General features: G+C 68.9%; 25 protein-coding genes. 11 read left to right on the forward strand and 14 right to left on the reverse strand.

The features are described 5' to 3' along the window. Positions 1 to 9: 9 nt before the first annotated feature. From ACFXHE_RS07705 to ACFXHE_RS07730, 6 genes are all read right to left on the reverse strand, one after another. Positions 10 to 1,164, reverse strand: a complete 1,155-nt coding sequence (locus ACFXHE_RS07705; RefSeq protein WP_379380927.1) for an MFS transporter — start codon at positions 1,162 to 1,164, stop codon at positions 10 to 12. Beyond that, the gene (locus ACFXHE_RS07710) at positions 1,161 to 2,348 is read right to left on the reverse strand and encodes a DegT/DnrJ/EryC1/StrS family aminotransferase (RefSeq protein WP_379380929.1); all 1,188 of its coding nucleotides are present in this window, start codon (positions 2,346 to 2,348) and stop codon (positions 1,161 to 1,163) included. The genes ACFXHE_RS07705 and ACFXHE_RS07710 overlap by 4 nt, the downstream gene beginning before the upstream one ends. Before the next feature lie 723 nt (positions 2,349 to 3,071). Then, positions 3,072 to 3,347: a hypothetical protein gene (locus tag ACFXHE_RS07715; protein WP_379380931.1), complete on the reverse strand. Its 276-nt coding sequence runs from the start codon at positions 3,345 to 3,347 to the stop codon at positions 3,072 to 3,074. A gap of 162 nt (positions 3,348 to 3,509) precedes the next feature. Continuing rightward, positions 3,510 to 4,145: a hypothetical protein gene (locus ACFXHE_RS07720; RefSeq protein ID WP_379380933.1), complete on the reverse strand. Its 636-nt coding sequence runs from the start codon at positions 4,143 to 4,145 to the stop codon at positions 3,510 to 3,512. A gap of 71 nt (positions 4,146 to 4,216) precedes the next feature. Next, positions 4,217 to 4,573, reverse strand: coding sequence for a DUF1330 domain-containing protein (locus ACFXHE_RS07725; RefSeq protein WP_379380935.1), 357 nt, complete (start codon positions 4,571 to 4,573; stop codon positions 4,217 to 4,219). A gap of 27 nt (positions 4,574 to 4,600) precedes the next feature. Further along, the gene (locus ACFXHE_RS07730; protein ID WP_379380937.1) at positions 4,601 to 5,158 is read right to left on the reverse strand and encodes a TetR/AcrR family transcriptional regulator; all 558 of its coding nucleotides are present in this window, start codon (positions 5,156 to 5,158) and stop codon (positions 4,601 to 4,603) included. Positions 5,159 to 5,225: 67 nt separating this feature from the next. Here ACFXHE_RS07730 and ACFXHE_RS07735 point away from each other — a divergent pair, with 67 nt between their 5' ends. Genes ACFXHE_RS07735 through ACFXHE_RS07745 form a run of 3 tightly spaced genes read left to right on the forward strand, consistent with a single transcriptional unit; the run spans position 5,226 to position 9,290 of the window. Continuing rightward, on the forward strand, positions 5,226 to 6,173 hold the full coding sequence (locus tag ACFXHE_RS07735; RefSeq protein ID WP_379380939.1) for a haloalkane dehalogenase: 948 nt from the start codon (positions 5,226 to 5,228) through the stop codon (positions 6,171 to 6,173). Next, complete coding sequence (locus ACFXHE_RS07740) at positions 6,170 to 7,816, forward strand: sulfatase-like hydrolase/transferase (RefSeq protein WP_379380941.1); 1,647 nt, start codon at positions 6,170 to 6,172, stop codon at positions 7,814 to 7,816. The genes ACFXHE_RS07735 and ACFXHE_RS07740 overlap by 4 nt, the downstream gene beginning before the upstream one ends. Before the next feature lies 1 nt (position 7,817). After that, positions 7,818 to 9,290, forward strand: coding sequence for a hypothetical protein (locus ACFXHE_RS07745; RefSeq protein WP_379380943.1), 1,473 nt, complete (start codon positions 7,818 to 7,820; stop codon positions 9,288 to 9,290). A gap of 45 nt (positions 9,291 to 9,335) precedes the next feature. Here the strand turns inward: ACFXHE_RS07745 and ACFXHE_RS07750 are convergent, their stop codons facing one another. Beyond that, positions 9,336 to 10,358, reverse strand: a complete 1,023-nt coding sequence (locus ACFXHE_RS07750) for an Lrp/AsnC family transcriptional regulator (protein ID WP_379380945.1) — start codon at positions 10,356 to 10,358, stop codon at positions 9,336 to 9,338. 101 nt (positions 10,359 to 10,459) lie between these two features. Here ACFXHE_RS07750 and ACFXHE_RS07755 point away from each other — a divergent pair, with 101 nt between their 5' ends. From ACFXHE_RS07755 to ACFXHE_RS07785, 7 genes are all read left to right on the forward strand, one after another. Further along, positions 10,460 to 11,899, forward strand: a complete 1,440-nt coding sequence (locus ACFXHE_RS07755) for an MmgE/PrpD family protein (protein WP_379380947.1) — start codon at positions 10,460 to 10,462, stop codon at positions 11,897 to 11,899. Continuing rightward, a complete protein-coding gene (locus tag ACFXHE_RS07760; protein WP_379380949.1) occupies positions 11,896 to 12,768 on the forward strand; it encodes an oxaloacetate decarboxylase in 873 nt (290 codons plus the stop codon). The genes ACFXHE_RS07755 and ACFXHE_RS07760 overlap by 4 nt, the downstream gene beginning before the upstream one ends. 3 nt (positions 12,769 to 12,771) lie before the next feature. Further along, positions 12,772 to 14,019 carry an aconitase/3-isopropylmalate dehydratase large subunit family protein gene (locus tag ACFXHE_RS07765; RefSeq protein ID WP_379380951.1) on the forward strand — a complete coding sequence of 416 codons (1,248 nt, stop codon included), beginning with the start codon at positions 12,772 to 12,774 and terminating at the stop codon, positions 14,017 to 14,019. 8 nt (positions 14,020 to 14,027) lie between these two features. Next, positions 14,028 to 14,513 (forward strand): 3-isopropylmalate dehydratase, encoded by a 486-nt coding sequence (locus ACFXHE_RS07770; RefSeq protein WP_379381399.1) that lies wholly within the window; start codon positions 14,028 to 14,030, stop codon positions 14,511 to 14,513. 31 nt (positions 14,514 to 14,544) lie between these two features. Continuing rightward, positions 14,545 to 15,120, forward strand: a complete 576-nt coding sequence (locus ACFXHE_RS07775) for a YbhB/YbcL family Raf kinase inhibitor-like protein (protein WP_379380953.1) — start codon at positions 14,545 to 14,547, stop codon at positions 15,118 to 15,120. A gap of 194 nt (positions 15,121 to 15,314) precedes the next feature. Beyond that, the gene (locus ACFXHE_RS07780; RefSeq protein WP_379380955.1) at positions 15,315 to 16,349 is read left to right on the forward strand and encodes a zinc-binding dehydrogenase; all 1,035 of its coding nucleotides are present in this window, start codon (positions 15,315 to 15,317) and stop codon (positions 16,347 to 16,349) included. Between the two features lie 437 nt (positions 16,350 to 16,786). Further along, entirely contained in the window at positions 16,787 to 18,100 is a 1,314-nt protein-coding gene (locus ACFXHE_RS07785; RefSeq protein ID WP_379380957.1) for a glycosyltransferase 87 family protein, read from the forward strand. Here the strand turns inward: ACFXHE_RS07785 and ACFXHE_RS07790 are convergent. Continuing rightward, positions 18,048 to 18,782, reverse strand: coding sequence for a glutamine amidotransferase (locus tag ACFXHE_RS07790; protein WP_379380959.1), 735 nt, complete (start codon positions 18,780 to 18,782; stop codon positions 18,048 to 18,050). The genes ACFXHE_RS07785 and ACFXHE_RS07790 overlap by 53 nt on opposite strands. A gap of 86 nt (positions 18,783 to 18,868) precedes the next feature. On the opposite strand from ACFXHE_RS07790, the gene ACFXHE_RS07795 reads away from it, so the two are divergent. After that, a complete protein-coding gene (locus tag ACFXHE_RS07795; RefSeq protein ID WP_379380961.1) occupies positions 18,869 to 19,543 on the forward strand; it encodes a class I SAM-dependent methyltransferase in 675 nt (224 codons plus the stop codon). 95 nt (positions 19,544 to 19,638) lie between these two features. Here ACFXHE_RS07795 and ACFXHE_RS07800 read toward each other — a convergent pair whose 3' ends face one another. From ACFXHE_RS07800 to ACFXHE_RS07825, 6 genes are all read right to left on the reverse strand, one after another. Beyond that, positions 19,639 to 21,231 carry an MFS transporter gene (locus ACFXHE_RS07800; RefSeq protein WP_379380963.1) on the reverse strand — a complete coding sequence of 531 codons (1,593 nt, stop codon included), beginning with the start codon at positions 21,229 to 21,231 and terminating at the stop codon, positions 19,639 to 19,641. Positions 21,232 to 21,384: 153 nt separating this feature from the next. Then, on the reverse strand, positions 21,385 to 22,548 hold the full coding sequence (locus ACFXHE_RS07805; RefSeq protein ID WP_379380965.1) for a polyprenyl synthetase family protein: 1,164 nt from the start codon (positions 22,546 to 22,548) through the stop codon (positions 21,385 to 21,387). Positions 22,549 to 22,696: 148 nt separating this feature from the next. Further along, positions 22,697 to 23,677, reverse strand: coding sequence for a hypothetical protein (locus ACFXHE_RS07810; RefSeq protein WP_379380967.1), 981 nt, complete (start codon positions 23,675 to 23,677; stop codon positions 22,697 to 22,699). A 118-nt stretch (positions 23,678 to 23,795) separates the two neighbouring features. Beyond that, positions 23,796 to 24,572 carry an ABC transporter permease gene (locus ACFXHE_RS07815; protein WP_379380969.1) on the reverse strand — a complete coding sequence of 259 codons (777 nt, stop codon included), beginning with the start codon at positions 24,570 to 24,572 and terminating at the stop codon, positions 23,796 to 23,798. Continuing rightward, the gene (locus ACFXHE_RS07820) at positions 24,569 to 25,219 is read right to left on the reverse strand and encodes an ATP-binding cassette domain-containing protein (RefSeq protein ID WP_379380971.1); all 651 of its coding nucleotides are present in this window, start codon (positions 25,217 to 25,219) and stop codon (positions 24,569 to 24,571) included. The genes ACFXHE_RS07815 and ACFXHE_RS07820 overlap by 4 nt, the downstream gene beginning before the upstream one ends. A 47-nt stretch (positions 25,220 to 25,266) precedes the next feature. After that, positions 25,267 to 25,833 carry a TetR/AcrR family transcriptional regulator gene (locus tag ACFXHE_RS07825; RefSeq protein ID WP_379380973.1) on the reverse strand — a complete coding sequence of 189 codons (567 nt, stop codon included), beginning with the start codon at positions 25,831 to 25,833 and terminating at the stop codon, positions 25,267 to 25,269. Positions 25,834 to 25,851 lie beyond the last annotated feature (18 nt).

Here is a 25,851-nt window from a genome sequence, read left to right on the forward strand (position 1 = left end):
ACTCCTTTCTCAGCCGGTGGCGACCGATTGCCGAATTCTGTTGGCCATGACCGCGGCGGTGAATGCGCAGCCCGCGCCGACGAGGTACACGGCGGGGTAGCCCAATCGGCTCGCGATGGCGCCGGTCGCCGGGCCCCACACGAACAGGCCCAGATCCCAGAACGAGGTGTAGGCGCCAAGTGCCGCACCCTGTTTCGAGCTTTCGGTGCTGTTCATGACCATCAGCGCCAGCGAGGGGTGCAGCAGCGAGAACCCGACCCCCATGACGACGACGCCGAGCACCGCCACAGCCAGGTTCGGCGACCACGCGATGATCAGCAGCCCGGCCGCCTCGCCGATACCGGACCAGGTGCCGACTCGACGGGGGCCGAGCTGGTCCGGCAGCTTCCCGATGACCAGCCGCGTACCCGCGTAGACCCCGCTGAATATACTCAATACGACTGCGCCGGAACCGATCCCGCGTACTTGCAGGTCGCGGATGATGAACGCGGCCAGCCCGACATAGCCCGCGGCCGCGAGGGCCAGAGCCAGGCCGGGCAGCGCCGCGGGTCGCAGCATCAGTCCACGACCCCCGCCGGACCGCGCCACCTGCGGCTCCGGCGCGACAAGGCTGATCAGGACGAGTCCGGCCAAAGGTGCTGCGGCGCACAATGTCCAGACCGCACCGATCCCGAAGTGCCGCAATGCCGCGCCGAGCGCCGTCCCCAGTGAGATGCCACCCCACATGGCGACGCCGTAGAGCCCGATCAATTGGCCGCGCCGATTGTGCGGTACGAGCAAGACGGTCCAGGCGGCGCCCGCAGTGAAGAGCGCGGCCTCGCCCACGCCGACCAGCAGGCGCACCGCGATCAGACCGACCAAGCCGAGCGGCACGAAATACAGCAGACCGCCGACCGCCAGGGCGAGAGCGCCGAACCGCATGAGCGACCGGTAACCGTGCCGGTCGGCCAGCCCACCGAACACGGGCCGGGTGAGCAGCGCGGTCAGCGCGGTTGCCGTGACCACGAGCCCGACCATGAGATCGCCCGCATCGAACCGGTCGCGGACGTGGTCCGGCAGCACCGGGATAGCCGCGGACAGGCCCAGGTAGCCGCAGAACAATCCGCCGAACACCCCGGCGAGCGCGAGCCGCGGGAACGTTCCGGTCTCCGAGGATGCCGTCATCGTTGCCCGGCCCACGAGGAATCCGCGGTGAGGACGGCTGCGACCTTCCGCACCGCGGCGACCAGATCGTCGCAGTCGGCCCGCGACAGGGTCGAGGACAGCGGAATGTCCACCGCCTCTTGCAGATAGCGGGTCGCATTCGGCAGGGACGCCTTGACCGCAGCGGTTTCCATGCCGCGGAACATGAATCGCCAGTTCCAGAAGGCGCGGATATTGTGGTCGGAGTCCGAGCCGAGATTGCGCGCCTCGATGCCCTCGCGGCACAACGCCCGCGCGAACCACTGCGCATGGCCGTCGGCCACCCGGAAGATGAATGCCTCGCCGAGGTAGGCGCCGGGTGCCACCGGTCGCCGGATTCGGATGCTGTCGAGGTCGGCCAGCGCCGAGGCGACATAGTCGTAGTTGTCGCGGAAGGCGGCCAGCCTGACCGGTAGCCGTCCCAGTTCGGACCGCAGCAGGGCGGCGCGGATCTCGTCCATCCGGAAGCTGAACAGCGGCAGATCGAGATCGGTGGCGATCGGCGGTTCGCCGTCGGGAAAATGCCGCCGCAACCGCCCCTCATAGGCGCCGGAAAGCACTGTCGCACGGGCGAACAGGGTGCTGTCATCGGTGATCAGGAAGCCGCCCTCGCCGCTGTTGAGCGACTTGTCCGACTGAGTGCTGAACGCGCCGGCCAGACCGAAGGTGCCGAGTTTGCGCCCATCCAGTTGCGCGCCGAGCGCCGGGACCGCGTCTTCGAACACCGGCACACCCTGCTCCTCGGCGAACCGCAGCAGCGCACCCATGTCTCCGGCGAAACCGCGCATATGGACCACCACGATCGCCTTGATTCGCGGTGTCCACCGCCCGCGCAAATCGGCCACGTCCAGGTGGAGGTTCTCGTCGACGTCGACGAGGAATGGCGTGCATCCGGCGAGCAGGATGGAGCTGGGCGTGGCGGCGAAAGTGAAACCGGGACAGGCGATCAGGCTCCCGGGTTCGATCCCGGAAGCCATGATCGCAAGTGCCAGGGCGGTGGTGCCGCTGGAGGTGGCCAGCGCGTGCCCGGACCCGAAGTAGCCGCACAGCTCTGCCTCGAATTGCGCGCACTCGGTCTCGTGATGCGGGCGGTGGTCGTACCGGAAATAGAGGTGACTGCGAAGGGCGCGCAGCGTCGCTTCCTCGTCCTCGGGATGGACGCACACCGCGCCCCGGTCATATGTCGGCCAAGGGGTGTGTCGTACCGGATCCCCGCCGGACAGGGCCAGTCGCGGACCACGGGCCGGCTGCGTGACGGGTGTTGTCGGGGCAGATGTCGAATCATCAATCACGTTGTCCGCCATCGTGTTTCTGGCTATCCACCGACACGGCGCCGGCGGTTCTGACAGCTTGTCGACCGAGGTGCTCATGACGGGGGAACCTGGTGAATGTTCAAGGCACGCTACGCCGATTTTCACTATCCATGGCCAGAATGCCGTTAAATCCTGGTCACGTGTCCGGAACCGATCAACTGCGCAAACTGTTGTGCCCCAACGGATATTAGGAGGTCGACCCGGGGTGCGAGGACGTCGGCGGGAACCACCGCACGCGCCTGCGGTTCGCCTCCACCGCACCGATCGACATACCGGTCGTGCTCACCCGAAGTGCGTTGCGAACCAACCTGTCCCGGTCATTCCATCGTCGATCATGCTGTTGCACAACGGTGTTCAGTGTTCGATCGCCGTGGCGCGGACCATGACGGAAATGTACGACTACAGCCTCGACTGGAAGTATGCGGCCGCTCCCGATAAGCACCCGCGGGCGCAACCGTGCGGGACGGCGATCCCCAGGGTCCGCTGCGCCTGACCTACTTCGTCAGCGAATCCGGTCAGCGCCAGGCGCGCAGCGCCTTGCAGAACGCCAACCAGATGTCGATCTCCGACCTGAAGTTAGCCGGTGACCTTCCGATAGCGCTCGCCGCCAGGTCCTTCGTCGACGATGTTCTGGCTGAAGAATGCTGGATGCAGTATCGAGAAGACGAACGCGCCGCCGTCCGGCAAAGCTGCCGCGACATCGGTGACGCGGGCTCCGGCCTGCCGCATCTGTTCCGCCGGCCAGCCATGCCCACACCCCAGGTCCAAGACATCGAGATCAGCGATCGATCCCAGATGAGACCAGAAGAACTCGTGTATCCGCCGATAGAAGCTATCGGCGGGACCCGACACCGTCGCTGCTTAACTATCGGCGACCGTATCCCACAGACGCAGACCATCAGAGCTGTTCGTCACCGGAAAAGCCTCCCCGGCAACGGCACACCGAGCAACCCGGTTCTGATCGTCGCGGAACCGGCCGTGCAGGGCGCATCGAGCCGGCCTGCTCGCGGGTGGTCAGGATTGGGTGGCGAGGTGGTAGCCCTCGGTGAAGAAGGTGAACAGCGCTTCCGCGGCGCCCAGGGCGGTGAGGGTGTGTGCTGCGCCGAAGGATTCGTTCCAGAAGGGGCCCGTGTGGGGGTCCCAGGGGCCAACGTAGGCGTAGGGCTCGGGGATGTGGGGGTCGCCGGGTGAGACGCCGAAGTTGATGCGATCTGCGGTGATGGTGATGCCGAGGTCGAAGTGTTCGGGCCAGAGGACGGGGGTTTCGGTGGGGTTCAGGCGGCGGAGGGCTCGGTCACCCCAGTCGAAGGCTCGGGCGATGGTCTGGGCGTGGTCGAGGTCGACGTGGATGGTGTCGGTGAGGATGCAGCCGGAGCTGCCGGAGTAGAGATCGGCGGGGGCGCCGGCGTCGATGCCGGCGTGGGAGGCCAGTTCGGCAAAGGTTGTGCCGCTGAGCTTTCCGGCCACCGAACCGTCGACCAACAGCAGGTCGCCGTCCACAGCGACCAATGGAGGATGGATCGTGCTGAATCCGCCCGGGGCTGGGCGCAGCTTGATCGTGCCGTGGGCGCGGTATTGCGGGCCGGCCATCAGCAGTTCGGCCACACCGTGGAGACTGCGGCGGGTGCGGGTGTAGTCGTCGGATTCCATAGGACTGTCCTTCCTCCGGGGGCCGCCGAGGAACAGAGTCGAGAATATTCCACGGATCTTGCCCGATGCGGTCAGTGGGTGGCGAGAGGGTGGCAGGCGATGAGCTCGGTGCGGGCGATGCCCGACTCGCGGTGCTGGTGGATGCGCTGGTATTCGGGGGCGGTCACCATATCGAGAAATGCCCGGCGGCTGGGGTATTCGACGAGGGCGACGTAGTCCCAGTCGGTCTCGCCGATCAGGGTCTGCTGCGGTTCGCCGTGCCACAGGAGGCGACCGCCCTGCTGTGCGACCAGGGCGAGGACGGCCGCACCGTAGGCCGCGTATTCGGTGCGGTCCTGGAAGGTGATGAGGTTCAGCATGACGACGGGGCCCTCGCCGGTGGCGGCGGCGAAGCGGGTGAACTGGTCGGGATCGGGCGTGATCGACATGGCGCGGCTCTTCTTTCGACGGCCCGCTCAGCCGGTGAGCAGGCGGGTGAGGACCGTGGTCACCGCGGCGCGGGCGGCGGTGACGGACAGGGACTGATGGCGGCGTAGGACGTCCCAGGTTTCCCAGGAGCAGAGGGCGTAGGCGGACTCACGGGCCGGGGGGTCGAGATCGGCGAGCTCGGGCAGGTGGGTGCGCAGGTGGGCGCGCAGCGCGGCGCGGCTCTCGTCCAGTCGCTCGGACAGGACGACGGATTCGTGTTCACGCAGCAGGGCGGCGCGGCGGGTGCCCGCGACACGCTCGAACAGTTCGGCCCGCAGTGCGACCACGCGATCGATGCGTTCGTCCAGGTCGCCGCTGACAGGTTCCATCAGCAGTACCCAGTGCCGGGCGATCTGTGTCTGTGCGGCATCGAGATACAGCGTCTCCAGGTCGCGGAAGTGGTGATACACCGAGCGGGTCGCGACTCCCGCGCGTTCGGCCACCGCCTGCGCGGTGGGCTGCAGATTGCCCTCCTCCATCAGCGTCAGCGCGGCGTCGAGCACCGCCTGACGGTTCTTGGCTCCACGTGCAGTCCGTCCGTCCATCATCGGCAACCCTACACACGCGGAAGGGTAGTTGCACGACGCATGCAACAATATTATCGTCGCCCTCATGCACGCATTGCGGACACCGGACGAGCGGTTCGCCGCCCTGCCCGACTTTCCCTTCGAACCCTGCTACCTCGAGGTCGAGGCAGGCGACGGCGGCGATTCCCGACTGCGGTTGCACTACCTCGACGAGGGCCCGCGCGACGGCGAGATCGTGCTGCTGCTGCACGGCGAACCGTCCTGGAGCTTCCTGTACCGCCACATGATCCCGGTGCTGGTGGCGGCCGGGAAACGCTGTGTCGCACCGGATCTGATCGGTTTCGGCCGCAGCGACAAGCCGGCCGACCGCGCCGACTACACCTATGCCCGCCACGTCGAATGGCTACGTGAGGCGCTGTTCGATCACCTGGATCTCTCGGGCATCACCCTGGTCTGCCAGGACTGGGGCGGGCTGATCGGCCTGCGGCTGGTCGCCGAGCATCCCGACCGCTTCGCCCGGGTGGTGGTCGCCAATACCGGCCTGCCCACGGGTGAGGCGAAACTGACCGATGCCTTCGCCGCCTGGCAGCGGTTCTCCCAGGAGACACCGCAATTTCCCGTCGGCGGCATCATCGCGGGCGGCTGCCGCACCGAGCTCTCCCCCGCGGTGGTGGCCGGATACGACGCCCCGTTCCCCGACGAGACCTACAAGGCGGGCGCGCGCGCCTTCCCGATGCTGGTCCCCACCCGCCCCGACGACCCGGCCGGCCCCGCCAACCGGCGCGCGTGGGAACAGTTGGCGCACTTCGGGAAACCGGTGCTCACCGCCTTCTCCGACGGTGATCCGATCACCGCGGGCGGCTACCGCGCCTTCCAGGAGCGGGTGCCCGGCGCGGCCGGTCAGCCGCACATCACGATCACCGGCGCCGGTCACTTCCTGCAGGAGGACCGCGGCCCGCAGCTCGCGACGGTGGTGGCCGAGTTCATCGCCGCCAACCCGGCTCCCGACACCACCGGAGGATCCACGAAATGATCAGCAGGCGAGGATTTTTCGGCACCGGCGCCATGGCCGGTGCCACCGCCGCGGCGGTCGCCGCCACCGGCCCGGCCGCCGCGACCCCGCGACGCATGGACAACCATCCGGACCGGCCCAATATCCTGGTGGTCCTGGTCGACGAGATGCGCACCCCGATGTGGTTCCCCGAGCAGTCGGTGCTCGACACCATCCTGCCGAATATCGCGGCGCTGCGGAACAAGTCGGTCTCCTTCGAGCAGCACTACACAGCCGCCAACGACTGCACGCCCTCGCGCGGCGTGCTGGTGACAGGCCTCTACTCGCATCAGACCGGCTGCCTGTCCACCTCGCAGTCGGAGCTGGCGGCGGGCTTCCCGACCTGGGGGTCCATGCTGCGCGAGCAGGGCTATCGCAGCACCTGGTGGGGCAAATGGCATCTGGGCCACTACGCCGACACCACCCCGGGCGGCCTTGACCGCTACGGATTCGACGGCGGCACCTACCCCTCGCCCAACGGCGCGCCCGAACAGGGCCTGCAGATGGACGGACGCATAGTCGACCAGTTCGTCGACTGGTTCAATACCGATGCGGGACAGGGCCCCTGGTGCACGACGGTGTCACTGGTCAACCCGCACGACATCCAGTGGTGGCCGCGCTGGACGCGACGCACGCTGGCGTTCAACAACATTCCGCGCTGGGTCAACGACCTGCCGGGCAATTTCGAGAGCCTCGAACAGCTGTCGCGCAAGCCGCGGCTGCAGAAGGCCCTGGTGGAGGTCTCGGCGGTGACCTTCGGGCTGGCGCCCTACGGCACGCCCGGGGCCGATCAGGAGTGGATCGACATGCGCAACCTCTATCTCTGGTTCCAGCAGCAGGTCGATACCCAGATCGGGCGCGTGCTCACCGAATTGGCGACCCAGCCGGAGGTCGCCGCCAACACCGTGGTGGTGTTCACCTCCGACCACGGTGACTACGCCGGTTCGCACGGCCTGCACGGCAAGGGCGGCGGCGCCTACGACGAGGCCATTCGCGTACCGCTGTTCATCCACGATCCGCGCGGCCAGCTCACCCCCGCACCCGGCACCCGCGATCAGCTGACCTCCAGTGTCGACCTGGCCGCGCTGCTGCTGACCATCGGCACCGGCGGCAACGGGTGGCGGGCCGACGACCGCTACGCGCACCTGGCCGGGCGGCACGATATCGCCGCCGTCGCCGCCGATCCGGGCGCACCCGGACGGCCGTGGATCCTGCACACCACCGACGAGCATTCCATCGAGGAGGCAGCCGTCCGGTTCAACGACGACGCACCCGGTCACGTGATCGCACTGCGGACCGCGGACGCCAAGTTCGTCCGCTATTCGCACTGGGTGCCGGGCTCCGCGCAGATCGACCCGGCCGAGCAGGAGGAATACGAGCTCTACGACTACTCGACCAGCGACGGGCAGCTCGAACTGGACAATGTCGCGGCCGTCGGCGGCGGCCTGCGCGACACCATGAGCCGGTTGCACGACGAAGCGGTCAGCACCGAACTGCACCAGCCGCTACCCTCCTACCTGCAGCAGGCCCAGCAGGACGGATGGAACGATTACAACACCCAGACCGCGAAACCCTTCGGGGAGCAGCTCTTCGACTTCCTGCGGGACGGTATCGGTGCGAAATAGCGTGCGGGGCAACCTCGTCACCGGCGCTGCCGGCGGGTTGCTCGCCACCGTGGCCGGCACCGCGGCCGCCGTCCCGATTCCCGCGGTACCGGGGTCGCCGCCCGGATTCATCGGCAATCCGGCTGTGGCACAGCCGGTCACCGATGTGCCGCCGGTGCCGCAACATCCCTATCTCGCGCCCAACGGCAGCTCCGGTATCCACGACGACGGGTGGATGAGCAACACCAGCACCCGCCCGGGACCGCTCGGGCACGACCCCCGCGTGGTGTCGGCGGTGATCGGCGGGGAGTGCGGGTCGATCACCTTCGACCGGGCCGGCCGCATCGTCACCACCTGCATCGGCCCATCCCCGGCGCTGTACCTGCTGGACCCGGTCACCTTGAATGTGCTGGGCCGCAGTGCGTTACCCGGTGATCCGGGCGCGTTCCTGCGGCCCGGTGCCTTCGGCAATTTCACCGGCGGCGCCTACTTCTATCTGGACAACGAAGATCGCGCGGTGATCGCCTCCCGCGACGGCCACATCCGAGTGTTCGCCGAGAACGCCGGCGGCGACGGTTTCACTCTCGCGCACGACTACGACCTGACCGGTGTGCTGCGGCCCGGGGAGACCTTCAACTCGGCGCTGCCCGACAGCAACGGGCTGCTGTGGTTCGTCACCCGGACCGACGGCGTGGTCGGCACCCTCGACCTGAACACCGGTGCGGCACAGGTGGTCCGGCTCGGCGAGGGCGCCGAGGGCGAGATCGAGAACTCCTTCGCTGTCGGCAACGACGGCGACGTGTATATCGCCACCAACCGCGAGCTGCTGCGCTTCGATGCCGGGCCCGGCGGCGCACCTGCCGTCACCTGGCGGGTCACCTACTCCAACAGTGGACAGCACAAGCCCGGCCAGGTCGACGACGGCACCGGCACCACACCCACCCTCCTGTCCGGCGGCTATGTCGCCATCACCGACAACGTCGACCCGATGAACGTCGTGGTCTACCGCACCGCGCCCGGAGCGGCGCAGCGGCAGGTGTGCGCTGTGCCGGTGTTCGAGGCGGGCGCCAGTGATACCGAGAACTCGTTGATCAGCGCGGGAAACGCACTGATCGTCGAAAACAATTACGGCTACACCGGTCCCGAGGCCGCCTTGCTGGGCAAGACCACCACCCCCGGTTTCGCCCGCATCGACATCGACCCCGACGGCAATGGCTGCCACCAGGTGTGGGCCAACACGACCGAGGCCGCACCGACCGTCGTGCCCAAGCTGTCGCTCGCCACCGGCCTGATCTACACCTACACCAAGGGCACCGAGGCCAGCGATCCCTGGTACTTCACGGCCCTGGATTTCCGCACCGGAGCGACGGTGTGGAAGCAGCTCACCGGCACCGGCCCCGGGTTCAACAACAACTACGCCGGAATCGCCATCGGACCGGACAGCACCGCCTATCTCGGTGTGATCCCGGGCCTGATCGCGGTCCACGACGGCTGAGCGATCGAGAGCCGCTGCACGGCAACGGCTCTCGATCCACGCGCCTCAGGCGTCCGCCACCGCCGCCCACGGATTGACCGGCACCACGCCGACCGCGTGCCCCGAACCATCGAGCAGCCGCCCCCACGACTTGAACGCCCGCAGCACCAGGCGCTGGTCGATGACGACCGCATCGGTCAGGGCGGTGCCGATTCGGCCGAGGATGGCGCTCAGGTCCGCGATGCGATGCACCTGGGCCATCACCATGATGTTCGCCCGCCCGACCGTGGACAGGCAGATCCGGGTTTCCGGCCAGGAAGCGATCTCGGTCCCGGCCGCGTCGAGGTCCCGGTGAGGAACCGACAGCCAGAGCATATACTCGGTCGGCCAGCCGCCCGCGCCGCGCGCGAAATCGGTTCGGAAGGCCAGCATTCCGCGGCGGGCCAGGGTATCGAGCTGCCGGCGCACGAGATGCTCGGAGGTGTTCAGCTCGCGGGCCAGATCCCGGTACCTGGCCCGGCCGTCGTGCTGGAGGGCGAGGAACAGGTCCCGGTCGCCGAGCTCGAAAGTGCGGTAGCGCACCGCTTTTCGCGACTCGCCACCTTCCTCGCCGACCGACCGCTGCTGATCGCTGTCGATCGCGCCGAGCCGCCAGTGCACGCCGCTGTGCCACTGCAGCGCCACCGTGGAGCGCACCCGCACGATGCCCGGCACCGCGGGCAGTCGCTCGAGCAGCAGGGTGCTCAAGGCTGCCGGGCTGTCGGACAACACCAGGGTGTGCAGGTCGAAATCGCCGTCGGTGCCGTAGACACTCATGACCTGCGGGATCGACGCGAGCCCGGCGGCGACGGCCACCGCCCGGCCCGGCTGCGCCCGCACCTCGCACACCGCGCCGACCAGCGCCACCTGCGGACCGGGCACCGACGACACCCACGCGCGCCCGGATTCCGACAGTCGCTGCCACCGGCGCGCGGCCGTGGCCGCCGAAACCCCGAGCGCCGGGCCCAGCCGTTCGAAGCTGACCCGGGGGTTGGCGTGCAACGCGTCGAGCAGCATCAGGTCGACCTCGTCGAGGTTGCTCTCCCGCACGACTCAGATCCGTTCCGTCGATTTCCCGCACTGGATGCACCCATTGTGCGACTCCCCCGCAATTTCGGGGACAGGCGGATGGCCTGCCGTTCACTGAGGACATGAGCGAATCGACGACGACGGGCGTCACGGTACCGCTGGCCCGGTGGGTCGAGCAGTTGACGCCCGAGCAGATCCCCGAGCGGGTACGGACCCGCGCCAAGCACCTGCTGCTCGACGGTGTGGCGTGCGGTCTGGTGGGCGCCCAACTGCCCTGGTCCCGGGTCGCCACCTCGGCGGTGCTGGACCTGGAGGGCACGGGCGCGGCGACCGTGATCGGAACCGGCGCCACCACCGGCGGGCCCGCGGCGGTCCTGCTGAACAGCACGTTCATCCAAGGCTTCGAGCTCGACGATTTCCATCCGCTCGCGCCCCTGCACAGCACCTCCCTGATCCTGCCGGTCCTGCTCGCAACCGCCCAGTACCTCGGCGGGGTCTCCGGCGCCGCGGCCCTGACCGCCGCGATCGCCGGGTTCGAGGTCGGTCCGCGCGTCGGATTGGCCCTGCACGGCTCGGAGATGCTCTCCCGCGGCTGGCACAGCGGCCCGGTCTTCGGAACCCACACCGCCGCAATGGTTGCCGGAAAGCTGCGCACGCTCGACGCCGCCCGGCTCGAGGACGCGCTCGGCATGGCGGGCACCCAGTCCGCCGGTTTGATGGCCGCCCAGTACGAGGCGATGTCCAAGCGCATGCAGCACGGATTCGCCGCCCGCAACGGCTATTACGCGGCCGGTCTGGCCGCTGCCGGGTACACCGGCATCAAGCAGGTCTTCGATCGGCCCTACGGCGGCTACCTGTCGGTCTTCGGCGAGGGCCACGACCCGGACCCCGCCCAGGTGATCGCCGGTCTGGGCGAGGGCTGGCACACCGAGCTCATCATGGTGAAGTCGTATGCGGCCCAGGGCGGGCTGCATGGCACCGTCCAGGCGGCGCTGGAGCTGCGCGCCCGCCACCACATCGACCCGAAGTCGGTCGCGCACATCGAGATTCGCGTCGGCCACACCGTCTACCACCACGGCTGGTGGGAGCCGGAACGGCCGTTGACGGCCATCGGCGCGCAGATGAATCTCGGCTACGCCGCTGCGGTCGCGCTGCTCGACGGCCAGGTGCTGCCGCCGCAGTTCACCCCGGCCCGGCTGGACGCCGACGATGTCTGGGAGCTGCTCGGCAAGGTCGAGGTGAAACTGGACGAGAACATCCAGAACGGTCCTGTCCACGAACGTTTCGCCACCGAACTGGCGATCACCCTCACCGATGGCACGGTGCTCGCACAGCGGATCGTCCAGCCGCACGGTGGCCCCGCCGACCCGGTCACCGACGACGAACTCGTCGCCAAGTACCGCTCCCTCGTCGGTCCCCTGGTCTCGCCCGATCGGCTCGACGCCATCCAGCGGGCAGTGCTCGGCATCGACGAACTCGCCGATCTGCGCGAGCTGGCCGAGCTGCTCGCCGCGCCCGTCGCCGGCGCCCTCGACAATCTGGACCAGGATCACCACCGATGACCACCCCGTCGCGGGCGCGACTACGCGCCGCCCTCGCCGACCGTGCCGAAATCATCGTCGCCCCTGGCGTATTCGACGGCCTGTCCGCCTCCCTGGTCCGCCGGCTGGACTTCCCCGCCGCCTACCTGACCGGTGCGGGCGTGGCCGCCAGCGGATTCGGACTCCCCGACATCGGGCTGGTGACCCAGACCGAAATGGTCGAGCGCGCCCGGATGCTGGTGCGCGTCCTCGGCGACATTCCGCTGCTCGCCGACGCCGACACGGGATACGGCACCGCGCTCAATGTCGTTCGCACCGTGCGCGAATACGAGGCCGCCGGCGTCGCCGCGATCCAGCTCGAAGACCAGGCCTTCCCCAAGAAGTGCGGGCACCTGCCCGACAAGGAGCTGATCGAGGCCGGGGAGTTCGTCACCAAACTCACCGCCGCACTGGAGGCGCGCACGGATCCGGACCTGGTCGTCATCGCCCGCACCGACGCCCGCGGCCCGCTCGGTATCGATGCCGCCATCGACCGGGCCAACGCCTACGCGGCGGCGGGCGCCGACGTGATCTTCGTCGAGGCGCCGCAGGGCACCGCCGAGATCGAGCGCATAGCGCGGGAGGTGTCCGCGCCACTGCTCATCAATCTCGTCCTGGGCGGCCTCACCCCGATCGAATCCGCCACGCGTCTGCGGGAACTGGGCTATTCGATCGCCATCCACCCCTCGCTCCCGCTGGGTGCCGTGGCGTACGCGATGCTGACCGGCCTGGCCGAACTGGCCGGCCGCGATCCCGGGCCGCTGCTGCCCGCGAAACCTGCCGAGTTCTTCAACCTCGTCGGTCTGGCCGAATGGTCGGAGCTGGGCGAACGCTACCGTGAAGGAGCCTGACCCATGGGCATGACCATGATCGAGAATCTGCTGGCCCGCAAGGCCGGGGTGCCGCGGGTCCGGCCCGGGGACATCGTGACCGTCGACGTCGACATGTGCGTCCTGATCGATCTGCAGTTCGCCACGCTGTGGCAGCAGCCCCGCCGGATCCATGATCCCCGCAAGGTCGCGGTCGTCATGGACCACGCCGTACCGGCGCCGTCGCTCAAGGATGCCGCGGGCGGCCCGAAGGCGCGGAAGTTCGTGGCGGACTTCGGGATCGAGCACTTCTACGATGTCGGCCGGCACGGCATCTGCCACCAGGTCATTGCCGAGAACGGGCTGGCCCGCCCAGGCGAGGTGCTCGCCTGCACCGACTCACACACCTGCGCGGGCGGCGCGTACAACACCGCTGCCCGCGGACTCGGCCCGGCCGAGGTGTATTCCATCCTGTGCACCGGCGCCACCTGGTTCGAACTCGCCCCCACGGTGCGTTACGAACTCACCGGCGCGCTCCCGCCGGAGGTCAGCGGCAAGGACGTCTTCCTCTATCTCGCCGACACCTACGGTGACGCCACCAACCAGAATCTCGAATTCGGCGGGCCGGGCCTGCCGACGGTCCCGCTCAACGACCGGCGCACGATCGCCACCCAGGCCGCCGAAATCTCCGCCGACTTCGCCACTTTCGGTGTCGACGAGCTGCTGCGCGAGTTTCTCGCCGCGTGCGGGGTGACGGATTTCGTTGCCGCCGACGCGGATTCGGACGCCGAATACGCCGACATCCGCACGATCGACCTGTCGGGCCTCGAACCGTACGTCGCCCGCCCGGGCACGGTGAGCCGCAACGGGGTTCCGGTCTCGCAGGTCGAGACCCGGCGCATCGACCAGGCGTTCATCGGGTCCTGCGCCAATGGCCAGCTCGAAGATCTCCGCATCGCCGCGCAGATCCTGCGCGGCCGGACCGTCGCCCCCGGCGTCCGGCTGCTGGTCACGCCCGCCTCCCAGCAGGTCTACCGGGACGCCATGCGACTGGGATACCTGCAGGACATCGCCGATGCCGGTGGGGTGGTGACCAATTCGACCTGCGGCGCCTGCTTCGGCTACCACATGGGCGTGGTCGGACCCGGCGAGGTCTGCCTGACCTCGAGCACCCGCAACTTCACCGGCCGCATGGGCAGCACCGAGGCCGAGATCTACATGGCCGCACCCGCCACCGTCGCGGCCTCCGCCATCACCGGCTACATCACCGGCCCCCGGAGTGTCACCGGATGAGCACCACCATCACCGGCCGCGCCTGGGTCTTCGGCGACTCCCTCGACACCGACGCGATGTACCCGGCCTTCGCCATGAAGCTCGAGCTGCCCGAGGCCGCCCGGCACATCTTCTACCAGGTACGCCCCGGCTGGACCGATCTCGTCGCCCCCGGCGATATCGTCATCGCCGGAACGAATTTCGGCGTCGGCTCCTCCCGCCCGGTCGCCGCCCTCTTCCAACAGCTGGGCGTCGCCGCCGTGGTCGCGGAGAGCTTCAACTCGCTGTTCTTCCGCAACGCCGTAAACGCGGGACTGCCCGCGATCACCGCACCCGGAATCACCGAGCACTTCCAGGACGGCCAGACCGGCACTTTCGATCTCGCGACGGGCACGTACAGAAACGAGTCCACCGGTATCAGTGGCCCGGGCCGCCCCCTGCCGCCGTTGCTGCTGGAAATCATCAGCAGCGGAGGGATTCTCGCGCGCCTGGCCGAGCAGGGGTTCCTGTCGTGATCGCAACCGACCCCACAGAATCGGACCAGCCATGGCAATTCGTTTGATCGGGAGACTCCTGCGTCCGGTGCGAGCCGGAATCGACCGCACCGCGTGGTTCGATCCGGCCGTCCAGCATGCGCCCGAAACCCTGACAGTGGGCAGTGCCGCCTTCGCTGACGGCGGGGACATTCCGCGTCTGCACGCGGGAACAGGCGTGGGAGACAACGTGTCCCCACCGTTGCACTGGTCGGGTGTGCCGGTCGAGGCCGTCGAGTTGGTCCTGATCGTCGAGGACCCCGACGCGCCTCTGCGTCGTCCGGTTGTGCACGGCGTGTTCACCGGAATCGATCCGCGCATCACCGGCGTCCCGGAGGGAGTGCTCGGCTCGAATGACGGTGAGACGAGCAGCAGCATCAGAGTGGGCACCGGGAGCTTCGGCCGCCGGGGCTACGCCGGTCCACGCCCCGTCCCCGGTCACGGACCGCACCGCTACGTCTTCCAGTTCCTGGCGCTCGACCAACCGAGCGGATTGACCGATGGCGCAACGTTGCCCACCGTGCTCGCAGCCGTCGCCGGGCATGTGATCGCCCGCGGCAAACTCACCGGCCGCTACGAACGGCCCTGACACGCGAACCATCGGGATAGACCGGGTCGGCCGGCAGCGGAATCGGCAGGTGGCAAATAATTAGCTATGACGTCCCCTTCGATCGAAGGAGAGCGCATGGAACGCCTGAACAGCCAGCCCACAGGGAAGGGCCGGACTGCTGCCGCGCACTTCCCGCAACCCTGACCGGCATCGGTACCGAGCGAAGGAGTCTCATGCGAGCGACCTACATGTACGGTGCCGGTGACGTCCGCGTCATCGACGTTCCCGATCCCGTGGTTCAACACCCCACCGACGCCCTGGTCCGCGTCGTCCGCAGCTGCGTATGCGGTTCCGATCTGCACCCGTACCACAACATGCCCGTGTCGGAGCAGGGCGAATCGATGGGGCACGAGTTCGTCGGCGTCGTCGAGGACGTCGGAAGCGAGGTCCGCACGGTCGGGAAGGGTGATTTCGTGATCGCCCCCTTCGCCTGGTCGGACGGCACCTGCGACTTCTGCCGTGAGGGACTGCAAACCTCTTGCCGCCATGGCGGTTTCTGGAACGCGGGCGACGTGCGCGGTGGCCAGGCCGAAGCCGTACGCGTGCCGCTCGCCGACGGCACCCTCGTCCCGGTACCGGTCGAAGAGAAATCGCCGCTGGTCCCGTCACTGCTGACACTGTCGGACGTGTACGGCACCGGCTACCACGCGGCCGTGAAGGCCCGGGTCACCGCGGACACCACGGTCACCGTGATCGGTGACGGCGCGGTCGGACTCATGGGCGTCCTGTCCGCGCGGCAGCTGGGTGCACCCCGGATCATCCTCATGGGCCGTCACAAGGAGCGCACCGATCTGGGACGCGAATTCGGCGCCACCGATGTGGTCGCCGAGCGCGGCGCCGAGGGTGTCGCCGCGGTGCGCGAACTGACCCGGGGCGACGGCACCCACGTCGTCATCGAAGCGGTCGGCCACATGCCCGCCTACGAACAGGCCCTGGGCGTGGTCCGCCCGGGCGGTGTGATCAGCCGCGTGGGCCTTCCTCAATACAACAACGCCCCGGTCGGCTGGGACCTCTTCGGCCCCAACATCACTCTCACCGGCGGCCCCGCACCCGCCCGTGCCTACATCGAAACCCTGCTCCCGGCGGTCCTCGACGGCACCGTCGACCCCGGCAGGGTCTTCGATACCGAACTCTCCCTCGATGACGCCCCCGACGCCTACCGTGCCATGGACGACCGTCGCTCCCTGAAGGTCCTCCTCCGTGCCTGAGCCAATCCCTCAACTGCATCAGGAGCGGTCGCGGGCGCCGACCCCGCGCCGGCGCAAAAACCGCCTGCCCGCCCGATCTCGACGGCCACACTGCACGCATTCGAGGACAAGCTGCGAGCAGCGCTGAACACGCCGGGCCGGGCGCTTCACCGCCCGCCGCAACGACGATGTTCGTCACGCCTCGTCGGGCGGGAGACAGTGGCGCGTCGGAGACAGTGCCCCGCGACGCCATCGAGCGGTTGGCCAGGGTGTGATCGGTGCACCTCGGCCGAGGTCAGCCGCCGATCGGCGCGACCCATTACCGTGCACCGACCGGTCGTAACCGGCAATTTCGACACTCCCGCACGGTTCGCACGTGCCGGGGCCGGGTGGCGATCGGGTGGGCCCGTCACTACGGTGGGGCGGGCAATCGGAAGCCCGGAAGCGGGGGTGTGTGGATGCCGTTGTCGACGGCCGAACAGGTGATGGCCACGAATCAGGATGTGCCGCAACGGCGCTCGATTCCGCTGGTCGTGGTGTGGCTGGTAGCGGTGCTGGGTGGACTGGCCGGGTGGTACTACCTCGGTCAGCTGCTGGCCGCGCCCCGCGCGATGCTGCACCTGGTTGATCTCGGCGTGTATCAGATCGCGGCAGACCGTGTGGTGCACGATGTTTCGGTGTACGACACCCCCTTGCGGGGGCGCACGCGCGGGGTGTGGGAGTTCGTGTATACCCCGTTCGCGGCACTGATGTTCGTGCCGCTGGCGTGGTTACACGGGTCGGTCTTCACCTGGGCCGGGGGACTCGCGAATTTCGCGATGCTCACCGGATCTGTTTGGGCGGCACTGTCGGTGCTCGGTTATCGGCGCGACCGCCGCATGCTGATCGTGGGCCCTGCCGCTGCCGCTCTGCTGCTGTTGTGTGAGCCGATCCGGGAGACCGAGGCCTTCGGGCAGGTCAATATCCTGCTGCTGCTCCTGGTGCTGGCCGATATGGCGCTGCCCGATTCCTCCCGCTGCAAAGGCGTGCTGACCGGTATCGCGGCCGGCATCAAGCTGACCCCGGCGTTCTTCATCGTCTACCTACTGGTGACTCGTCGGTTCCGGGCGGCCGCCACCGCGACCGGCGCGCTGGTCGCCACCATGGTGATCGGCCTGGCCGTGCTGCCGAAGGATTCGCTGACGTTCTGGAGCGGCGCCTTCGCCGACCCTGCCCGGGTCGGTGTCCCCGAGAACCCGCAGAACGAATCCCTGCGCGGCATGCTCGCCCGTACCCTGGGCGCCGTCGGCAGCATCCAATTGCTGTGGGCCGCAGCCGCTCTCGCCATCGCAGTGGTATGCCTGATCCTGGCCCGCCGTCTCTCGGTCACCGGCCGTGAGCTTCCCGCCGTGGTCCTGTGTGGTCTGACCAGCACGGTCGTCTCGCCGTACAGCTGGATCCACCACTGGGTCTGGCTGGCTCCCCTGCTCATCTACCTGGCCGACCTCGCCCTGCGCCACCGCTCCCTGCCGACCGTGGCGGGCCTGCTCGCCGTCGTCCTCGTCTGCTCGGGCGGCGTCTTCGAGCTGCTGGACCTGCACTACGGCAGCGTTTTCGACCTCCCGGGCCGCGGCCCCTTCGCCGTCCTGGACCACAACGCCTACATCTGGCTCACGCTCGCCCTCTTCGCCGCCACCGCGGTGCTGACAGGGCGCGGTTCCGCGCCTGTCCGCCCCGTCCTCACACCCGGTACCGGGCGACGAAGCGCCGCAGAATCTCCTGCGGCACCGTGATGTGCTCGCGGTGCCCGAGTTCGGTCAGGGAGTCGGCCTCACTCGGGTCGAAATAGCCTTCGTGCCGATAGATTTCGATGCGCAGCGCCAGGCCCCGGCCGTCGAGTTCGGGGTGGAACTGGGTGGCGTAGACGTTCTCCCCGACCCGCACCGCCTGTACCGGGCAGACGGCCGAACGCGCGAGTAGCACCGCACCCGGCGGAACGTCCTGGCAGGACTCCTTGTGCCCGACGAAGGCACGGAACGTCTCCGGAAGCCCGTGCAGCAGGGGGTCTTTCGCCGCGTCCTCGGTGAGTTCGATGGTCGTCGCGCCGGGGGTCTCGCCGTAGCGCTCGGTGCCGACCGGCCCGCCGAGCACGTCGGCGAGCATGCTCAACCCGTAGCACGCGCCCAGGTACGGGATGTCGCGGCGCACGATCTCGATGAGCAGCTTCTTCAGCTCGGGTTCGAAGACCCGCTGATAGTCGTACTTCTTGGCCTCGGGGTAGCTGAGGTTGCTCGGCCCGCCGCCGACGATCACCGCCCAGTGGTCCTCGAGCTCGAGATCGGGCATGCCACGATTCATCTCGACCCGCACCACGTCCGCGGCCGCGAGCCCGCCCGCGTCGAGGATCGCTTCGTACTCCTGGTCGGAGGCGGCTTGCTCGGGTCGCAGCTGCAGCAGCAGGCAAGACTTGGGCATGTCCACATTGTGGGCGGTCGGTCCGCTCCGGTTGGGGGCTATCCGGGGATTGACCTCGAGCGCGCTCGAGGTTGCAGGGTGGAACCATGACTCGACCGGTAGAAATCTGGAACACCGTCTACGACGAGGACACCGCGCCCTGGGTGATCGGCGAACCGCAACCCGCCATCGTGGCACTGGAACGCGCCGGTGAGATCCGCGGCCGCGTCCTCGAGCCGGGCTGCGGTGCGGGCGAGCACACCATCCTGCTCACCCGCCTCGGCTACGACGTCCTGGGCGTCGACTTCTCCCCCAGCGCAATCGAATACGCCCGCGCGAATGCCGCTGCCCGGGGCGTTCCGGCCGTCCGCTTCGAGGTTGCCGATGCCCTGGCCCTCGGCGGCAATGCCGACTTCGCGGGTGATCCTCCGGGCTCCGCGCCCGCCTTCGACACCGTGATCGACAGCGCCCTGTTCCACGTCTTCGGCACCGAACCCGAGGCCCGCGCCGCCTACGTCCGCAGCCTGCACGCCGTCTGCAAGCCCGGCGGCGTGGTCCACGTCCTGGCGCTCTCCGACGCCGAACCCGGCTTCGGCCCCCGCATCAGCGACGCCGTGATCCGGGAATCCTTCGGCGCGGGCTGGGAACTGGAGAGCCTGGAACCCACCCGCTACCGCGGCCGGGTCACCGCCACCGTCGCCGATCAGGCAGTCGGCCTCGAGGTGTCCCCCGCGGGCCTGGTGGATGTTGCGGCTTGGATGGCACGCATCCGGCGGCTCTGATACAGTTCGCCTACCTCATCAAAAATTCTTCCGAAAAAACAAAGTACGTGTAACCCTGGGTTACACGTACTTTGTTTTCAGCCTTGCCGCTGTCTTCAGCCCCGATGCACCCGGTCGCTCACCAGCGCCCGCAGCGCCGGATCCTCCTCACCCACGTGCAATGACCGAATCCGTTGCACCGCAAGCGCATCCGTCCCGGTGACCCGCTGGCTCAAGCGCTCGTGCTCCACCCACGACGGGCTCATGAAGGTCTCGACGTGACGGTCCGGGTCGACCGGATCGGAGTACATCGCCCAGTGCATGGCCCCGTCACGGCGGCGGGAACGCCGCAGGTCGGGAATGGCGGCGTGGAAGTCGGCCAGATGCTCGGCGGGGATGCGGTACTCGACGGTGAGCATGATCGGGCCGTCATCGGGGGCCAGGGACAGCGGCACGTACGGTTCCAGCACGTGCGCGGCCTGGACATCGATCTGCTCGGCGGCCGCGAGCCGGAACCACAGGCCCAGCACCGTCTGCGCCGCGAGCGCCACCCCGGCCGCGGTGAGTGCCGCGGGCAGGCCCGCGGTGCCGGCCACCGCACCCCAGCCGGCCGCGCTCACCGCGAAGCCGAGCTGGAACACCAGCTGGAACACCGCCAGTCCACGACCGCGAATCCAGCTGGGCAGCACCGATTGTGCCGCGATATTGAGCGTCGACATCACACCCATGCCCGCCATGCCGGCGAGGAACAGCACCGGCAGCGCGGGCGGGAAGGCGGTCAGCTGCGCGACCGTCAGCAGGCAGGCGGCGTAGAGCAGACTGCAGGCCAGCGCGATCCGATCGGGGGAATAGCGGTGCCGGATGCGCGGCAGCACCAGTGCGCCGCACACGCCACCGACCCCGAGTACACCGAGCAGCAGACCGTAGGTGGTCGCCGTCTGATGCAGACGCACGCGGGTCACCACGGCCAGCAGGGACGGCAGCGCACCGTAGCAGAGTACGAAGGCGGCGGCGCGAACCAGCACCGCGCGCAGTTCGGGCGCATTGGCCACATAGCGCAGGCCGGTGCGGATGGCAGTGGTGAGATGCTCGGGCGGCAGTGCCGTCGCGGTGGGCCGGCGGCGCCAGATATACACCACCGCAAGCACTCCCAGGAACGACGCGGCATTGAGCAGGAAGACGCCGCCGGAGCCGACCGCGGCCACCAGCACGCCGCCGATGGCCGGTCCGATCGCCTGGGACGCCGTCATCGCCACCGAGTTGAGGCTGATCGCGGCGGGCAACTGCCCAGCGGGCACCAGCTCGGGGGTGATCGAGCTGAAAGCCGGCATGCCGAGCGTCGCGCCGGTGCCCAGCAGCAGCGTCGCGGTCAGCAGCAGCGCCGGATTCACGCTGTGCGACAGCGTGAGTGCGCCGAGCAGCGCCGCCACCACCAGCTGCCACGCCTGGGTGAACAGGATCAGGCGGCGGCGGTCGAGGATGTCGGCGAGCGCGCCCGCGGGCAGGGCCAGCACGAAACTGGGCAGGGCATTGGCGGTGGACAGCAATGCCACCAGCGCGGCCGATCCGGTCAGCGTGGTCATCAGCCAGGAGGCGCTGACCAGGTGCATCCAGGATCCGACATTGGAGGCGATCGAGGCGATCCACAGGGCGCGAAAAGTATTGATGCGCAGGGGTGTCCACGGTGAGGTCGCCGAGGGTGTGCTCATCCGTCAGAGGGTACGGATCCGTCCTGGCATCGGCGCATCCGTTCGCGACGGGCCGAACGGGTGGGGCCGGAACCCGGCCGCAGCTCCAATGGTTCGGGACCGCCGACAGCCCCGCCACCGCCCCGGTGACATCGGGTTGACGCTCCCGACGGCCTAGTGATCGCGGTGTGCCATCAGCTGGGCCAGCGCGGTGAGATCGTCGGAGGCGAGATCGCCGGGCAGGGCCGCGAATGCGGCGTCCAGGGCGGCGGCCGCGCGGTGCAGGGTGCGCTGGCGGCCGCCCGCCTGCTCGATCAGGTCCGCCGCCCGGGCCGCGCGGGCGGCGGTCATGGGATGGCGGGCGTGGTAAAGGCGGGCCAGCTCGCGGCCGGCCGTGGTATCCGATTCCAGAGCGCACACCACCGGGAAGGACTGCTTGCGGTGAATCAGGTCGCTGTGCGCCGGTTTTCCGGTGATCTCCGGATCGCCCCAGATATCGATGAAGTCGTCGACGAGCTGGAACACGAGCCCGATCTCGATGCCGAAGGTGTGCATGGCCGACACCACGCGGTGGTCGGCCCCGGCGCACAGCGCGCCCAGCGCGCAAGCGCAGCCCAGTAGCGCGCCGGTCTTCCCCGCAGCCATGGCCAGATACTCGTCGACGCTGACGGTGGGTCGGGTTTCGAAGGCACAGTCCGCATATTGGCCCCGGCACAGCGTGACGGTGGCCTTTGCCAGCCGGATGACGGCCTCGGAGGTGACGGTTTCGGGCGCGCCGTCACACAGCACGCCGAGCGCGACCGCCTGCAGCGCGTCACCGAGCAGCGTCGCATTGGTCTCGCCCCAGATACGCCATACCGTCGGCCGGCCGTGCCGGAACGGATCGGTGTCCATGACGTCGTCGTGGACGAGCGAGAAGTTGTGCAGCAGTTCGACGGCCGCGGCGGCGTGCACCGACTCCTCGACCGCGCCGCCGCAGGCCGCGGCCGCCGCGAAGGTGAGGGCCGGGCGCAGCGCCTTGCCCTGCACGCCGGTGACCGTCTGCCCCTCGGGATCACACCACCCGAAGTGATACCCGGCCATCACATCCAGGGGTTCGGCCAGCGCGCCGACCGCCGAGCGCAGCACCGGATCAATGGCGACCCGGGCCTCGGACAGACGCCTGCGAGCTCTCCGCTCGGTGTCCACGTCGAGCGGGCGCGATAGGGATTCGGGTGCGCGGGCGCAGGTTTCGTCACGGTCGGCCAGGGCGGCCGCGGCCGGGCGGGACAGGCCCCACCAGTGTTTGCCCTCGGCGTGCTGTCCTGCGGTGAATCGGATCGGTTTCGACGCTCGCATTATCGGCCCCGCTCGCTCGGACACGGTCGCCGCAACCACCGATGGCGGCTGGCAGCCATGCTCAGAAGAAGCTCATGGTCCCATCACAGTTTGAGACCTGAGGGTTGCCTGCGGATTTCATTTCGGCAACGCCGGAAGGTTTCCTGCTTCAGGTCAGTGGCAGGCCGTGCTCGAGCGCCTCCGCGGGTGCGCTCGTGTAACGGGCCGCCTGATAGTGGTAGTCATGGTTGGCACGCACATAGACGGTGTAATTCTGGGCGGTGACCAGGGCGTCCGCGCGTTCGCGACCGGTGAGGCCGGCATCGTCGAGCTCGGTCGGCAGGCGTTGCACCGCCTCGATCATGTGCTCGACGCATTCGGAGAGCATGCCGTTGACCAGTTGCCGGGCCTGAGCTCTGTTGTGCCCGTGGTGATACTGCGCGAGCAGTACCGAGTTGTAGAGGTAGCCGGAGGCCTCGTCCGAGGCAACCGACAGCACATCGTTGAACAGGCCCATGTGTTCGACGGCCGCCATCCGCAGGCTGCGCATGGCGGGCAGGTGGCGGACAGCGGCGGACAGGTCCACGCCCTCGGCGCGTTCGCTGATATCGAGAAACACGAACAGTGCCACGCCGTCTCGCCGATGTGCGCGGTAGGTCTCGAGGTCGGGCAGATTGCCCGAGAGCCGGCCGACGCTCTCGGTGTAGTAGGTCCACAGCCAGTCGTGGATCTCCCGGCGCACGCTCCGCCGCCAGGCCGCCGACCGGCCGTGGCACAGGCGCGGCCACAGCTCGGCCAAGGCCACCGCCAGCACGCCGGAAGGTGTTGTCGTACCGTCCAGTACGGCCTCGATAGCGGTAATGGCCTCGAGACACCGGCGTGGATCGGGGATTTCGATGTCGAACTGATCGTCGACGATGAAAGCCCATGCGGTGTACTGACTCAGCAGCGTGAGCTCCTCGGCGTCCGCACTCGGACACCAGAGGGCGTACATGCGCGCCGGGCGGGTGCGTTCCATGCGCCGCCGGGTGGGCTCGGTGGGAACCAGCCCGTAGGCCTCCAGCCAGGACCACATCCCCGCTTCGGCTTCCGGCTCCGCGGGATTGACCCCCGCGGCGCCGAACGGCATGAAGAACTCGATCGCTTCCATACGAAACTACCTATCCCCCAAGCATTTTACCGACGACATCGTAACGATAACGGCATTTCGGACGTTTGAGCTCGCATTTGAAATCTCACTCATTAGGATTTTGCGGGCCGGACGGTCGTCAGTCGGGCAGCCGGACCAGGCGTTGCGCATCGTCGAAGAGGGTCCGCTCGGCCACCCGTGTGGCCGCCAGCGCGGCCAGGGTCGTGGCCGCGAGCAGCATGTACATCACGACGATCTGATAGCGGATGGCCGTCAGCGGATCCACGCCCGCCAGAATCAAACCCGTCATCGCGCCCGGCAGACTGATCAGACCGACCACCTTGGTCGAGTCGATGGCCGGGATCAGAGCGGTGCGCAGCGCCGAACGCTGATTCGGCAGGAACGACTGGTACGCCGAAAGACCCAGTGCCAGCCGCGCTTCCACGGCATCACGGGCCCGGCGCGCATCCTCGACCAGGCGGCGCAGAGCGATTCCGGTCGACTGCATCGCCGACGACACGATCATGCCGCCCACCGGTACCACCACCCGCGCCTGCGTGGAGATGATGCCGAGCGCGATCAGCGCGCCCAGGGTGATGGACGCGCCGAACGCCACGCCGATGGTCGCCGAGCGCGTCGCGTGCGGCAGCCCCGCCCCGCGTCGCCCGGCCACCTGCCCGGCGATGACGATCATCAGGACCACCCAGCCCAGCGCGCCCGGCAATCCGGTGTGGCGGAACAGGATCAGCAGAATCGCGCCCACCGCGACGAGCTGCACCCCGGCCCGGGCCGCCGCGATCAGCAGTTCGCGGGTCAGATGCAGCTGTTGCCGGTAGGCGATGGCCGCCGCCAGCGCGACCAGGACCAGCGACGCGCCGACGCCCGTCCAGTCGGGCACCGAAAGCCCCTGGGTCATGGCTGATTCCCCGCTTCCGCACCGCGCGTGAGCCGACCGGCGGCCAGCGTCCACACCTCGTCCGCTACCTCGGCCACGAATCCCGGATCATGGCTTACGAGCACCACGCTGCCGCCGGCCGCCACATGCGCCCGGATCAACGCGCCGATCGCCACCGCCGACGCCCCGTCCAGCGCCGAGGTCGGCTCGTCGAGCAGCAGCACCCGCGGCTCCACCGCCAGCGCCCGCGCCAGGCAAACCCGTTGCGCCTCACCCCCGGACAGCTCGGCGCAGCGGCGGGCCGCGAACCCGTCGGGCAAGCCGACCGCCCCGAGTAATTCGCCCACCCGCTCGGAATCGACGGCCCGCCCCACGCACACCTCCTCGGCGACCGTGTCGGTGAGGAGCACCGGACGCTGCGGCACCAACCCCACCTGCCGCCGTAGCGCCAGTACATCCAGGTCGGCCACCGGGATCCCGTCCAGCAGCACCCGTCCGCTGTCTGGTTCCCTGAACCGATTCAGCAGCCGCAGCAGGGTCGTCTTGCCGGCCCCGCTCGGTCCGACCACGGCCGTGCACCGCCCGGCCGCGAAGGTCGCATCGACCTCGACGAGTACCGAGGTCGATCCGTGGCCGAGACTGACCCGGTCCAAGACAATGCTGGGCACCGCCTCACCCTGCCCCACTCCGGATCGGCGCTGGGGCGCGGGGTCGCCTACTCGCCGGAAGCCGCCGGCAGCCCGGCGATCCGACGCAGCCCCTCGGCGAGTTCCGCTCCGGTGGGGGCGGTTTCGGGGTCGATGAGCGCCTGCGCCGCGAGCCCCACCAGCAGCGCCTGATAGAACGCGCCGACAGTCCGGCCGGTGTCGCCCGCGCCGGTGTCGCCGAAGAGCCGGGCCAGACCCGACCGCGACTCGTCGGTCTGCTCGGCCAGCTGGGCCCGGGTCTCGGGATGGGAGAGCGCGTCGAAGGTCGCTCCCCACAGTCCGCGGTGCGCAGTGATGGACTCGCGGACCGCGTCCCAGCGAGAGGCGAAGTGCCGCAGCGGATCCGGGCCCGGGTCGGCCGCGTCGCCCAGCGTGCTCGCGAGTTCGTCGCCCCACTCCCGGGTGGCCTCGACGAGAGCGGCGGTGAGCAGCGCCTCCTTGGTCCCGAAGTGGTAGCCGATGGCGGCCATGCTCACCCCCGAGGCAGCGGCGATATCGCGCACGGTGGTGCGGGCATAGCCCTTGTCGAACAGGCACTGCCGCGCGCCGGCGAGCAGATCCTCACGATTTCCCATGCAGGCCAGACTAGAGCA

The sequence above is a fragment of the Nocardia sp. NPDC059229 genome, assembly GCF_042754165.1.
Taxonomy (GTDB): domain Bacteria; phylum Actinomycetota; class Actinomycetes; order Mycobacteriales; family Mycobacteriaceae; genus Nocardia.